This window comes from Micromonospora sp. 050-3, assembly GCF_046549335.1.
Classification (GTDB): Bacteria; Actinomycetota; Actinomycetes; order Mycobacteriales; family Micromonosporaceae; genus Micromonospora; species Micromonospora trifolii.
On record NZ_JAJPVX010000001.1, the window covers coordinates 2,905,554 to 2,919,582 of the forward strand.

6 protein-coding genes are annotated in these 14,029 nt (G+C 75.0%); all 6 read right to left on the minus strand.

The window, feature by feature from the left end; translation table 11 throughout:
* Positions 1–2: 2 nt before the first annotated feature.
* The 6 genes from ACLJOK_RS13390 to ACLJOK_RS13415 all read right to left on the minus strand — a co-directional run bounded on the left by ACLJOK_RS13390 (position 3) and on the right by ACLJOK_RS13415 (position 13,983).
* The gene (locus tag ACLJOK_RS13390) at positions 3–3,551 is read right to left on the minus strand and encodes an amino acid adenylation domain-containing protein (protein WP_410818721.1); all 3,549 of its coding nucleotides are present in this window, start codon (positions 3,549–3,551) and stop codon (positions 3–5) included.
* Positions 3,548–5,857 carry a lantibiotic dehydratase gene (locus ACLJOK_RS13395; protein WP_410818723.1) on the minus strand — a complete coding sequence of 770 codons (2,310 nt, stop codon included), beginning with the start codon at positions 5,855–5,857 and terminating at the stop codon, positions 3,548–3,550. Before ACLJOK_RS13395 ends, ACLJOK_RS13390 begins: the two co-directional genes overlap by 4 nt.
* Positions 5,854–8,952 carry a thioesterase domain-containing protein gene (locus ACLJOK_RS13400; RefSeq protein ID WP_410818725.1) on the minus strand — a complete coding sequence of 1,033 codons (3,099 nt, stop codon included), beginning with the start codon at positions 8,950–8,952 and terminating at the stop codon, positions 5,854–5,856. Before ACLJOK_RS13400 ends, ACLJOK_RS13395 begins: the two co-directional genes overlap by 4 nt.
* The gene (locus ACLJOK_RS13405) at positions 8,949–12,527 is read right to left on the minus strand and encodes a beta-ketoacyl synthase N-terminal-like domain-containing protein (protein ID WP_410818726.1); all 3,579 of its coding nucleotides are present in this window, start codon (positions 12,525–12,527) and stop codon (positions 8,949–8,951) included. The genes ACLJOK_RS13400 and ACLJOK_RS13405 overlap by 4 nt, the downstream gene beginning before the upstream one ends.
* Before the next feature lie 432 nt (positions 12,528–12,959).
* Entirely contained in the window at positions 12,960–13,544 is a 585-nt protein-coding gene (locus ACLJOK_RS13410) for a DUF2267 domain-containing protein (RefSeq protein WP_410818728.1), read from the minus strand.
* Positions 13,545–13,584: 40 nt separating this feature from the next.
* Positions 13,585–13,983 (minus strand): NUDIX hydrolase, encoded by a 399-nt coding sequence (locus ACLJOK_RS13415; RefSeq protein ID WP_410818730.1) that lies wholly within the window; start codon positions 13,981–13,983, stop codon positions 13,585–13,587.
* Positions 13,984–14,029 lie beyond the last annotated feature (46 nt).

The following is a 14,029-nucleotide window of genomic DNA, read 5'->3' on the forward strand; positions in this document are numbered from 1 at the left end:
CGTCACGCGGTGCCGCCAGGGCGGCGGGGAGGGATACGGCGGGTACGGCCACGGCGGGCGGCGGCCCGCATCGCGGCCCGGGCCAGCTCCGGCCGGTCGGCGGCGCCGTCCAGGCTGGCGGCGAGGGCCCGGACGGTGGGGTGGCGGAACAGGTCGAGCATCCGGATCGAGCGGCCGGTGGCGGCGGTCAGCCGGGCGTGCACGGCGGCGAGCGCCAGCGAGTGGCCGCCGATGTCGAAGAAGTTGTCAGTGACGCCGACCCGGTCCCGCTCGAGGACCTCCCGCCAGATGCCGGCGATCAGCTCCTCGGTCTCGGTGAGCCCGTCCGGTCCGGCGGGCAGCAGACCGGGCGGCGGGCCGGCGGCCTCCGCACCGGCGACCGTCATGGCGCCGAGCTGCGGCACCCGCACGGTGGGCCGGGGCAGGTCCCCGGCCACCGCACGGGCCGGCGCGTGCGGCGTGGCGGCCAGCGCGTCCACCAGATCCGCCAGGTCGGCGAGCAGGTCCTCGATCCGGGTGGCGTCGAACAGGTCGGGGTTGTAGACCACCTCGACCCCGGCCCGGCCGTCGCGCTCCACCACGTAGACGGTGATGTCGAACGGCGAGCCGGGCTTCGGCACGGCCACCGGCTCGGCGCTCAGCCCGCTCAGGTCCAGCCGGGGCGGGGCGAAGTTGAGCACGTTGAACAGCACCTGCACCAGCGGCGCCCGGGCGGTGTCCCGGCCGACGCCCAGTGCCTCGACGATGCGTTCCAGTGGCGCGCCGGGGTGCGCCGTGGCCTCGTGCAGCTCGCCGGCGCACCGGTCGACCAGCTCGGCGAAGCTCGCGCCGGCGGTCCGTACCCGGACCGGCACGGTGTCGATGAACAAGCCGACCACGTCGTCGAAGGCGGCCAGCCGCCGGTCGGCGACGATCGCCCCGAGCACGTGGTCGTCGCCGCCGGTGAGCCGGGCGATCAGCTCACCGAAGGCGGCGAGCAGCACCGCGGCGACCGTCGTGCCGCGCCGCGCGGCCACCTCCCGCACGGCGTGGTCGGCCGGCGCCGACAACCGGACGGACGCCTCCGCGCCCGCGTAGGTCTGCACCGCCGGCCGGGGCCGGTCGCGGGGCAGCTCCAGGACGGTCGGCGCGCCACTCAGGTGCCCGGCCCACCAGGCCAGATCGGCCTCGCCCCGACGCCGGTCCCGCGCGTCCCGCCACACCGCGTAGTCGGCGTAGCGGGCGCGCAGCTCCGGCAGCGCGGGCGGCTGGCCGGCCACCGCCCGGCCGTACCCGGTGGCCACATCGTCGTAGCAGACCCGCTCGGACCAGCCGTCGAAGACCGCGTGGTGCCAGGTGACCGCCAGCACGTGCTCGTCGGGCCCGAGCCGGTAGACGGTCACCTGCCAGGGCGGCCCGGTGGCCAGGTCGAACGGGTGCGCGGCGCCGGCGGCGAGCATCCGGGCCAGCTCCGCCTCCCGGTCGGCGCTGTCGGTCAGGTCGACCACCGGCACCGCCACGTCGGTGGGCTCCGCGCAGACCGCGTACGGCACGCCGCCGGTCTGCGGGATGCGCCACCGCAGCACGTCGTGCCGGACGGCCACGGCCCGCAGCGCGGCGCCGAGCGCGGCCGTGTCCAGCGGCCCGCGCAACCGGTGCGCCACCGCGATGTTGTACGGCGCACTGGACGGCGCGAGCTGGTCGACGAACCAGAGCCGGCGCTGCGGCGGGGAGAGCGTCGGCGGGTTGCCGGTGCTCAACTCGTCGCCGGCGCTCGGCGCGACGGCGACCTGCTCGACCAACCGGCCGAAGCCGCGCAGCGCGAACACCTCCCGGGTGTCCACCTGCCGGCCCAGCTCGGCGCGTAGGGCGGCCACCAGCCGCATCGCCGCGATGGAGTTGCCACCGGCGGCGAGGAAGTCGGTGTCCGGGCCCGGCGGCGTGCCCAGCAGCCGGGTCCAGATCCCGGCCACCGCCGCCGCGACCGGGTCGTCGGTCAGTTCGGCGGGCACCGCCGCGTCGGCGGGCGCGCCGCCCGGCTCGGCCGGTGGGGTGGTGAGGGCGGTGACGGCCAGCGCCCGCAACGCCGGCCGGTCCAGCTTGCCGCTGGTCGGGCTCACCGGCAGCGCGGCGCGGCGCAGCACCCGGGCCGGCAGCATCGCGGCGGTCAGCCGACTGCCGGCGTACGCGCGCAGCCGCGCGTCGTCGGGCGCGTCCGTCGGGGTGAGGAACGCGACCAGCTCGGTGCCGGCTGGCCCGGCCACCGCCTCAACGGCCACCGAGGCGACGCCGGGCAGGTCGGCCAGCACCGCCTCGACCTCACCCAGCTCGATCCGCTGCCCCCGGATCTTGACCTGCCGGTCGGCCCGGCCGAGGTAGACGATCCGCCCGTCCGGGTCGTGGCGGACCAGGTCACCGGTGCGGTACAGGCGCTCACCGGGCAGGCCGGAGAACGGGTCCGGGACGAAACGCTCGGCGGTCAGCGCGGGCCGGCCCAGGTATCCGTCGGCCAGCCCGGGCCCGCCGATCAGCAGCTCACCGGTCTCCCCCACCGGCACCGGGTCCAGCGCGGCGTCCACCACGTACGCGCGGTGGTTGGGCAGCGGCCGGCCGATCGGCACCGGGTCGGTCTCGGTGGCGCTCAACGGGCCGCTGACCGCCAGCACCGTGGTCTCCGTCGGCCCGTACCCGTTGAGGAAGCGTCGGCCGGGCGCCCAGCGCGCGGCCAGCGCGGCCGGGACGGCCTCGCCACCGCACAGCACCGTGCGCCAGTCGGGCACCTCCTCCGGGTCAAGCATGGCCAGCACAGTGGGCGTGATGAAGCCCCAGTTCACCTCGTGCGCGACGATGAACCGGGCCAGGCGCACCGGGTCGGCGCGGTCCTCGGCGCCGAGCAGCTGCACCGTGCCGCCGAGCAGCAGCGGGACGAACAGGTCCATGGTCGCCGCGTCGAAGCCCAGCGAGGCGATGCCCAGGCTGCGCACGCCGGCGTCCGCGCCGCTGAGCGCTACCACGCCGCTGACGAACTCGACCACGTTGCGGTGGGTGGTGAGCACACCCTTGGGTCGGCCGGTAGAGCCGGAGGTGAACAGCACGTACGCCGGATCGCCGGGGCGGGCCGGGCACGGCGCGAGGGGAGCCGGACCGGGCAGGCCGATCGCCTCGACGCCGGGCGCGGCGCCGAACTCGGCCTCCGCAGCATCGCCCACCACCAGCGACAGGCCCGCGTCGGCGGCGATCCCGCGCAACCGCCGACGCGGGCCGCCCGGCTCCAGCGGCACGTAACAACCGCCGGCCAGCAGCACACCGAGCACTGTGGCCACCAGGTCGGGTCGGCGGGTGCCGCACACACCCACCCGGGTCTGCCGACCGACCCCCCGGGCACGCAGCGTGGCGGCCACCCCGGCGGCCCGGGACAGCAGCTCGGCATAGCTGAGCCGGGTGTCCCACTGGCGCACGGCCACCGCGTCCGGGGTGCGGGCGGCCTGCGCCACGACCAGCTCGGCGAGCGTCGCGTCCGGCCAGGGCAGCGACTCGCCCCGTACGGCGCTGACGGGCAGGATGTCGGTCACCCGTTCCCCCCGGGGTAGCTGCTCGGATCGGTGACCTGCAGGCGGAGCTCGTTGACGTACCCGCGGCCCTTCGCGTCGGTCACCCAGCTGTCGTCGGGCGTCGGCAGCAACTCGGTGACCACGATCGCGACGTCCGGCCCGGTACGGGCGGCGGCGTCGACCATCGCGCACAGCGACTGGGCGTGGAGCGGGCCGGTCAGGTCTACATAGCAGGGCTTGACCTCGGTGCCGAGCTTCACGAACACCCGCTCCGGCAGGCCGAGCCGGGCCCGCCACCGGCGCACCGCAAGGAAGCGGCCGGCCTCCCCCTTCACCCCGGCCAGACCGCTGTCCCCCACCGTGGTCCGCCACGTCCGCCGGGCCACCACCAGGCGGTCGATGGTGATCCGGGGCGTGTGCGGCGCCGGGTCGAGCAACTTGAAGCTGTCCAACAGCAACGACCCGAGCAGGTTGGCGAAGACCTCCACCAGCGGCCAGCGGCTGCCGTCGGGCAGCACCGCCTCCAGCCGGTCACCCGCCGGCACCACCCGCACCTCGGTGGCGGGGACCAACCGGTCGATCTCACCGCCGCGGGCGGTGTCGATGCCGAGCTGCCGGTCGGCCGCGCTGTTCAGCCCGTACGTGGTGCGGGTGGTCACCCTCGGGAAGCCCTCGGGGTAGAGCACCCGGACCCGGGCCGGGCCGAGGTCGGCGTCCAGCCCGGCGCGCAGCGCCACCGGGTCCGGGTGGAACGGCACGAAGACCGCGCTGTCGAAGGGCACGTGAGCCGGGTGCAGCTCGCCCAGCACCAGCAGGAACTCACCCCGGTTCAACGCGTCCAGGTCGACGGCGCTGATCTGCACGTCCGGGCTGTGGATCCGGCCGGACGGCCAACCCGGCGCGGTCGCCGGGAACACCCGGTGGGCCCGCTCGGTCAGCTCCGCGGCGCTGAGCCGCAGCTCCGACTGCCCCGGCGGCAGCGCGGCCAGGTCGAACAACTCCGCCCAGCGGGCTGTGAAGCCGGCTCCGGCGGCTGCCAGTGGCCCCTCCGGGGCGAGCAGCAGCCCCTGGGCCAGGGACCAGACGTCGGCCAGCCGCACCGGGCCGTCGGCGCGCAACTCCTCGTACAGCTCGCCGAGGAGTCGTTCGCAGGCGGCGCCGATCTCCGCGGTCAGCCACCGCGCGGCCTGGAGCAGCACGGCCAGCGGCGCGGCGAGGGCATCGAGCACCCCCGCACCGACGGTCACGCTGAGATCCCGGGCGGTCTCCTCGTACACCACGGTCCGGCCGACGTACATCTGACCGGCCTGCCGGGTGGCGGGCCGACCGGTGACCTCGGTGAACTCGGCGTTCAGCGCCTCCAGCGCGGCGCCCAACCGGTCCGGGTCGCCAGCCGCCGCGGTGACGTCGTCGCGGCGCGCACAGAGCCGGTCGAAGCCGTCGATCACCTCGGCGCGCAGGTCGGCCGCGCCGATCGCGTCCAGCCGCTCCCGCAGCACCTGCTCGGCCCGGGGGCTGATCGGCAGACCGGCGTCCCAGGTCAGCAGGCCACGCTCGACCAGTCGGTCGAGCAGCAGGTACGCGTCGGCGGCGGAGCGCATGCCGGCGTCGCCGTCGGCAAGGATCCCCTCGACCAGCCGCAGTGCCGACGTACGCCCGTCGCACCCGGCCAGCAGCCGGGCCTCCAGCGTGGACACCTCCAGCGGGGGGTGCAGCGGCCGGTGCAGCCGCCGGCCCTCCACCGTCAGGTGCGGCGCCAGCGCTGGCGCCCACCAGCGACGCACATCCAGGTCGTCGGCGAGCCGATCGGCGTACGCGATCAACGCCCACGCCTCGAAGCGCACCAGCCGGCCCGACAGCAGCCCCGGCCCCGGGCGCAGCCGGGTCGACTCCTCAGCGGGGTCGAGGACGCCCCAGCAGACCGGGCCGAAGAAGCCGATCGTCTCGGCCTTGCCGCAGTAGCGCTGCCAGTAGCGCAGCAGGCTCAGTTCGCGCCGGCGCCGCCAGTGGTTGCGCACCGACGGGTCGGTACGCAGCAACCCGTCCAGGGCGGTCAACATGGCCGGGTTCTGCCAGGTGACCGCCTCGCGCAGCAGCGGGTCGGCGGCGATCTCGCCGGCGGTCGCCGAGGCCCCGGCCAGGGCCTCGGCGAACGTCTTGTCGAACAGGTCGGCGGTGTCCCCGCCGGCCAGTAGCGCGTCCGCGGCGGCGGCTGCCTCCGGGGCGGCGAAGGCGGCCAGGCCGTCGGCCGGGAAGCCGGCGGTACGCAGCACCACGTCGCGCCAGACCGACCAGCCCGTCGTGCCGAGGGGCAACAAGTGGTTCATCGAATCAGCTCCGGCTTGTCGGTGTCCACGATGTGCAGTCGTAGTTCGCTGAAGTAGCGCCGGCCCGCCGCGTCGGGCACCCAGGCGTCCTGCGGGGTGGGCAGCATCTCGCTGACCACCAGCGTCGTGGCGTCGCCGCCGTCCCGGCCGGCCGCCCGCACCATTGCGCAGAACATCGTGGCGAAGGCGGGACTGCTCAGGTCGACGAAGCAGGGCTTGGTCTCGGTGCCGAGCTTGACGTACACCTGCTCCGGCAGGCCCAACCGGCGCCGCCAGTCCCGCACGGCCAGGAAGCGGGCCCGCTCCGCGGTCACCGCGCCCAGGCCGCACGCGCCGACCGTGGTCCGCCAGGTCTGCCGGGCCACCACCAGCCGGTCGAGGGTGATCCGCGGGGTGTACGGCGCGGCGGCGACCAGTTTGAAGCCGTCGACCGCGTGTGTGCTGAGCAGCCCGGCGCAGACCTCGGTCAGCGACCAACGCTGTCCGTCGGCGGCGGCGACCACCAGCCGACCCGCCTCGTCGTGCACCGTCAGCGCCACGGTGGGCAGCACCCTGTCCGGGTCGGCGTTGGGCGCCGGCGCGAAGGCCAACTGCCGGTCGGTCGGGCCGATCAGCGCCTCCGCGACCCGGCTCGTGCGCCGCGGCCAGTCGGTGGGAAAGAGCAGCCGGATCCGGTGCGGACCGAGGTCGGCGGCCAGCGCGTCGCGCAGCCGCTCCACGTCCGGGTGCGACGGGGTGAACACCTGACAGTCGAACGACGGCCAGGCGGCGTGCAGCTCGCCGAGCACCACTGTGTAGTCGCCCCGGGCCAGCGCGGCCGCGTCGGCCGCGCAGATCTGCAGGTCCGGGCTGTGCAGCCGGGCGTTGGACCAGTCCGTCCGCACGGCCGGGAAGGCCTCGTCGACCCGAGCGGCCAGGTTCGCCACGTCGAGACGCACCTCGGTGGTGCCGGGAGGCTGCTGATCCAGCTCGAACAGCTCCGCCCAGCGGGCGGCGAACTGAGCGGCGACCGCGTCCACCGGGCGCTCCCCGGTGCCCCAGAAGAGCCCCTGGACCAGGAACCACAGGTCGGACAGGGCGACCGGGGCGTCGCCGGCCTCGGCGCGCAGCTCCTCGTACAGCTCCCGGAACACCGCCCCGTACGCGTCCTCGAGCGCGACGGCCAGCCAGCGGGCGGCCCGCAGCAGCACGGCCAGCGGCGCGGCGACGGAGTCCAGCAGCGGCGCTCCGAAGACCACGTCCAGGTCCCGGCTGGTGTCCTCGTAGCAGAGGGTCCGGCCGGCGTACATCTGTCCGGCCCGGCGTTGTGCGGCCTGCCCGGTCAGGTCGGTGAACGTCGCGTCGAGCGCGTCGAGCGCCACCCGCAGTCGGTCCGGGTCTCCGGCCACCGCGGCCACCGCGTCCCGGGCGGCGCAGAGCCGGTCGAAGCCGGCCTGGGCGGCGGCCCGGGCCGGGGCGTCGCCGACGGCCGCGATGCGCTGCCGCAGCACCTCCTCGGCGGCCGGACTGACCGGCAGTTCGGCGTCCCAGGTGACCAGCTCGCGCTGCACCAGCCGGTCCAGCAGCGCGTACCCGTCCTCCGGTCGGCGCAGCCCGATGCTCGGGTCGGTCACCACGTCGCGCGCGGTGCGGTGGCCGTCGGCGGCGGTGAGCAGGGCCGCCTCCACCGGGGACAGCGGGACGGGGGGCCGGCCCGGCCGACGCACCTCCCGGCCGACGAGGCACAGGTGCGGGGCGAGCCGGGGCGACCACCAACGGCGCACCGCCGGGTCCTGACCGATCCGCTCGGCGTACGCGGTCAGCGCCCAGGACTCGAACCACACCCAGCGGCTGCGGGTCAGCGCGGCGCCGGGGCGCACCCGCGCCGCCACCGGCAGCTCGGGGTCGATGGTGACCCAGCAGCTCGGCCCGAAGAAGCCGACCGTCTCGTTCTTGCCGCAGTACCGCTGCCAGTACTTGAGCAGGGCGCGTTCCCGTTCCCGGCGTCGCACGTTGCGGGCGGCATCGGGGCCGCCCCGGGCCAGCCCGTCGAGGGCGACCAGCGCACTCCGATTCTGCCAGGTGACCGCCTCGCGCAGCAGCGGGTCGGCGGCCAGCTCGCTCAGCCCCCGGCCGGTGGCGGTCATCGCCGCGGCGAACTCCTTGTCGAACAGGTCGGCACCGGTGCCGCTGGCGAGCAGTTCGTCGGCCGCGGCGGCGGCCTGCGGGGCGGCGAGAATGGTCAAGCCCTCGGCGGGGAAGCCAGTGCTGCGCAGGAGGGCGTCGCGCCACACCGACCAGCCGGTGTCGCCCAGCGGCACCCGGTGCCCGTCCGCCGCGGCGCGCGCCGGCCCGCCCGTCGTCGGGGAGCGAGCGGTCTCCCGGTCGAGCGCGGCGCGCAGGTCGGCGCGGATCGCCGCGGCCAGCCCGGGCAGCGCGTCGTGCAGGAAGAAGTGTCCGCCGTCCAGCTCGTGCAGGGTGAAGCCGGCGCAGGTGTGCTCCCGCCAGGCGTCGCTCTGCTCCCGGCTGACCGCCCCGTCGTGACGCCCGCTGAACACCACGATCGGCACCGGCAGCGGCTCCTCGGGTCCGTACCGGTAGCCGTCCACCCGCTCGAAGTCGGCGCGCAGCAGCGGCAGCAGCAGCTCGACCAGCTCGGGGTGCCCCAGCACCTCGCCGGGCAACCCGCCGCCGACCCGCAGCCGGCGCAGCAGCTCCTCATCGTCCACCTGCGACAGCCCGTCGAAGCCGCTGGGCGCGTTGATGTGCGGGGCGCGGGCGCCACCCACGTAGAGCCGCAGCGGCAGCGGACACCCGCGTCGGCGCAGCTCGCGGACCACCTCGAAGCCGAGCCGGCCGCCCATCGAGTGGCCGTAGATCGCGTACGGACCGTCGGCCCGCTCGGCGATGGCGGTGGCCACGTCGGCCACCCGAAAGCGGGGGGCCTCACTGATCCGGTTCTCCCGGCCGGGTAGCTGCACGGGCAGCACCTCGACGTCCGGGGCGAAACGGCCCGGGAAGTGGCGGAACGCGCTGGCGCCGGCGCCGGCGTAGGGCAGGCAGAACAGTTGCACCGGCGCCGGATCGCGGCTGCCAGCGGAGAGGAACCAGGTCACCGCTCGCCTTTCTGAGGGGGGTCGATCCAGTGCCGCCGCCGCTGGAAGGGGTAGGTGGGCAGCGAGGTGCGTCGGATGGCGTCGGCCGGGTGCAGGACCGTCCAGTCCAGGTGTTGGCCGGCCACCCAACTGGCGGCCAGCTCGCGGAGCGCGCCGGCCGGGCCGGCGACCCGGGCGTCGGTGCTCAGCAGCTCGTCCAGCGCGGCGACGGCGCCGGCCGCGTCGGTGGCGACCACGGCGGCCCGGCAGCCGAACTCGCGCCGGCCCAGCGCCAGCGTCGCGGCGACCTCGGCGAGGGCAGGCGCGGAGCCGGCCAGGTGCCGCCGCAGCCGGGTCAACGCCGCCCGAAGGGCCACCGGGGTACGCGCCGAGACCGGCAGCACCCGCGCCCCGGTCGGCCCCGCGTCGGGCGGTTCCGCCGGGGGCGGCTGTTCCACCACGACGTGCGCGTTGGTGCCGCCCAGCCCGAACGAGCTGACCCCGGCGACCCGACGCGGCGCGTTCGGCCACTCCCGTACCTTCGTCGGCACGTAGAACGGGCCGGCGGCCAGGTCGATCTCCGGGTGCGGCCGGGTGAAGTGCAGGTTCGGCGGGATGACGCCGTGCTGCACGGCGAGCACCGCCTTGATCAGACCGGCGATGCCGGCCGCGGCGTCGAGGTGGCCGATGTTGGTCTTCACCGAGCCGAGCGCGCAGGTCTCGGCGGGCGCGGAGCCCTCGTACACCTCGTGCAGCGCGGCCACCTCGATCGCGTCGCCGAGCGGGGTGCCGCTGCCGTGCGCCTCGATGAAGCGGACCTCGCCCGGGGCGACCTCGGCGGCGGCGAGCGCGCCGGCCACCGCGGCGGCCTGCCCGGCCGGGCCGGGGACGGCGAAGCCGGCCCGGTCGGCGCCGTCGTTGGTGACCGCCCAGCCGGGCAGGATCGCGAGGACGCGGTCACCGTCGGCCTGCGCGTCGGCGAGGCGGCGCAGCGCCACCACTCCGACTCCTGAGCCGAAGCCCGCGCCCTGGGCGGCCTCGTCGAAGGCCCTGCAGCGGCCGTCCGGTGAGGCCAGACCACCCGGGATGTGCCGGTGTCGGGGCCACATCACGCTCACTCCGCCGGCCAGGGCGATGTCGCACTGGTAGTCGGCGAGGCTCTGCGCGGCGAGACACACGGCGACCAGCGAGCTGGAGCAGGCGCTCTGCACCGCCACCGCCGGCCCGGTCAGCCCCAGCCGGTACGCGACCTGCCCGGGCAGGTGGTCGGCGAGCTGCCGACCGACCAGCCGGGCCTCCCAGTCGTCCGGGTCGACGTCGCCGACCACGGCCGGGTTGTCCATGAGGTGGAACAGGAAGTAGCGGTTGACGGAGGTGGTGGCGTACACGCCGACCGGGCCGGGGAACCGGGCCGGGTCGTGACCGGCATCTTCCAGCGCCTCCCACGCGGTCTCCAGGAACAGTCGGTGCTGAGGGTCGGTGCGGGCGGCTTCCTGGTCGCCGAAGGCAAAGAACTCGGCGTCGAAGTCGGCGACCCCGTCGAGCCGGCCGGTGGCCTTGACGTGCCGGGGGTCGGCGCGAAGTCCGGGGCCGACCCCCAGCGCCGCCAACTCCTCGTCACTGTGGTCGTGGATGGCGTCCACGCCGGCGCACAGGTTCCACCAGAACGTGGCCACGTCCGCCGCGCCGGGGAATCGGCCGGCCAGACCGATCACGGCGATCTCGTCGCCGGTGTACTCGCGTACGCCGACGGTTGCGGCGGACGGGCCAGCGGGCATCGGGGGCACGGCGGCCAAGGCCACGACGGCCGGTGCGGGTCCGACGGCCGGTGCGGGTCCGACGGCCGGTGCGGGTCCGACGGCCGGTGCGGGTCCGACGGCCGGTGCCGGCGCGACGGCCGGTACCGGTGGGTCGACCAGCCGAGCCTGGGCGGCGACCGTCGGATGCTCGAAGAGCCGGAGCAGCGGCAGCCGGACGCCGAACCGTTCGGCCAGCTGCTGCTGCACCTGACCGAGCAGCAGGGACTGCCCGCCGATGTCGAAGAAGCTGTCGGAGCGGCCGACGGCCTCCCGCCCGAGCACGGCACACCAGATGTCGTGCACGATCCGCTCGGTCGGGGTAGTCGGCTGGTCCCCCACCGACCCGGCTCGGGCAGGGTCGGGAAGGGCCCGCTCGTTGACCTTCCCGCTGACGGTCAGCGGGAACTCGGCGACCGGCACGACGGCGCGCGGCAACGCGTACTCGGGCAGGTGCCGGGCCAGGGTGGCGCGGAGCACGGCGGGGTCCACCGGCGGCCCGGCCGACCGGACGTAGGCCAGCACATCACCGTCGCGGGCGATGGCGCGCACCTCCGCGACGCCCGGCGCGGCGGCGAGCACCGCCTCGATCTCGGTCAGCTCGACCCGGAACCCCCGCACCTTGACCTGCCGGTCGAGCCGGCCGAGGCAGCGCAGATCGCCAGTGGGCAGCAGCTCACCCAGGTCACCGGTGCGATACGTCCGCACGCCGTCGGGGTCGCGGCCGAAGGTGTCGCTGGCCTGATCGAGGTAGCCGGGCGCGAGGTGTTGACTGCGGACCACGATCTCGCCGTCCGGTGCCAGTCGCAGCGCGTACCCGGGTAGGGCCGTCCCGATCGGCAGCGGGCCCGTGGCTGCCGGGTCGACGTCGGCAAGCGGCAGCGCGTATCGGGCCGCGAAGGTCATCTCGGTGGCCCCGTAGCCGTTGACCAGGACGCAGCCCGGGGCGAAGCGACCTCGGGACCGGGCGGCGTCGGCGTAGGTGGCCTGCTCGCCGCCGAGCAGCACCACCCGGACCCGGTCGAGCCGTTCGACGCCCGGGGTGTCCAGCAGGTACCGGTAGACGGTCGGGGTGGAGTGGTAGACGGTGACATCGTGGCGAGCCAGGTGTTCGACGGCGTACGCCAGGCCGTGCCGTCGCAGGTCGACCGGGACGACGGCGGCACCGGTGAGCAGCGCCGGGTACAGGTCGGGGATGGACGCGTCGAAGCTGAACGAGGCGAGCAGGCTGAGCCGGTCGCCCGGCCGCAGGTCGAGGGTGGCGATCTGGTTGTTCACCACGTGCGTGAGGTTGCGGTGGCTTTGCCCGACGGCCTTGGGGCGCCCGGTGGACCCGGAGGTGAACAGCACGTACGCGAGCGCGTCCGGGTCTACCCGCACCGGGCGCAGCGGCGCGGGTCGCACGTCGATGGCCGGGACGATCCGCAGGCCCGGCCGGTCGGCGGCGAGCCGTCGGGCCAACTCGGTGTGCTCGCCCCCGCAGAGCAGGGCGGTGGCGTCTGCGCCGTCGAGCAGTTGGCGCAGCCGCTGCTCGGGCAAGCCGGGGTCCAGCGGCACGTAGGCGGCGCCGGTGGCGAGCGTGCCGAGGATGGCGGCGATGGTGGCGGCCCCGTGTGCGGTCAGCAGGGCTAACCGGTCGCCGGGCTGGACGCCCGCTGCGGTCAGCAGGTCGACGTGCCCGCCGGCGAGGCCGGCGAGGCTGGCGTAGTCGAGCGGGCCGGTGTCGCCGAGCACGGCAGGCTGGTCGGAACGGGTGGCGGCGACGTCGACGAAGCGGTGGACCAGTGCAGTGGTCTTCATCTCAGAACGCGCGCGGCCGTCTACAACGGACAAATGCGCAGCTATAGATGACAGTGATCATGATCCCCCCCCCAGGACTTCACTATGGAAGGAGCATAGAGTTCGATGGCCGTTGAGAAAGATCATCGATTAGAGTCGGACCAAAGGGTCGACTCGGGGCTCGGACGAGGGACGTCGAACTTCGTCCGATCGTCCCTCTGGCCCGGTGGCAGATTTTCACCTAAAGCGACTTAATTCAGCGAATTTTTCGGCATGGCAATTTCTTGCGCGGTGGATTTCGCGACAGCCACAGTGAGGTCAGGTAATCGACAGCTGGCTGGTCTTGCCGACGGACACACGATCTGGCGGTACCCAGCTTTCCGGTTGCCGCGATGTCGGCGATCTGGAGTGGATCTAGCCGCAGCGGCCGGGTACGACGGAGTACGGGCCGGCTCAGGGCAGGTACGGGTCGGGCGAAACGGGAGGATCGGACGCGGCGCCGCCTCCGCCGTCGCGCGGCAGTCGCGCCACCATGTCGCGGAACTCCCGTACGGTCATCGCCTCCCGCAACGTGGCGAAGACGGCGCCGGTTCCGGCCCGGGCGGTGGCCGCATCCACCCCGGCGCGCTGTCCCACCCGGCGGAGGAACTCCGCCGGGCCGGCGTCCGCCGGCGGTGGAACCGCACCACCCACCTCCAGGCCCACGCCGGTGTTCAACCCGCCCACGCCAGGCTCCGGTCCACCGCTCAGAAGCGGATCCACGCCGGGATCCGGACCACCAGCCCCGCCCGGATCCGGGGGTGAGCCCCCGGCCGGATCCGGACCAACGGCCCCGGCCGGATCCGGGGCCGGGCCGGTGAGGTATCCCCCGACCGAGTTCGGAAGGTGCCCGGCGAGGTCGTCGGGCGGGCCGCCGGTCACCCGCTCGGCCATCGTCTGGAGCACGGCGCGGGCGAGGGCGGCGGCCTCCTCGGCCGGCAGGCCGGACCGCCGGGACACCGCGTCGATGAAGTACGGGAACCCGTCGCCGTCGGTCACGCTCGGGCGGTTACCCCTGGCCGGCCGCGACAAACTGAAGCTAGGCCAGCAGACCCTCGGCCAGCAGGTGGTCGAAGATGACCTGGTCGACAGGCGAGGTGCGGTGCCGGTCCGCGTACCCGAGCCAGGCCATCTCGGCGATTTCGCTGGCCGGCCGGAGCTGTCCCCGATAGCCGGCCCGATAGCAGGTCATCCGCACGGTGATGCCGGCCGTGTGGCCGTGCGCCTGGGCGGAGAAGGTGCCCAGGTGCACGGCGCCGGGCACGTCGACCTCGACGCTCAACTCCTCGTCGATCTCCCGGCGCAGGGTCTCCAGGTCGGTCTCGCCCGGCTCGCGCTTGCCACCCGGCAGGTACCAGACGTCCTTGCCCACCGACCGGGTGCTCAGCACCCGACCGTCCTCGACGAGGATCCAGGCCACCTTGTCGATCTCGCGCACGATGCTCCCTCCGGCCGCAAGGATCGGCGACGCTACCACCCGCAGG

Excerpts from the sequence above, each read along its gene's own strand:
- ACLJOK_RS13395 (WP_410818723.1), bottom strand. The coding sequence starts at position 5,857 with ATGAACCACTTGTTGCCCCTCGGCACGACGGGCTGGTCGGTCTGGCGC.
- ACLJOK_RS13405 (WP_410818726.1), bottom strand. The coding sequence starts at position 12,527 with ATGAAGACCACTGCACTGGTCCACCGCTTCGTCGACGTCGCCGCCACC.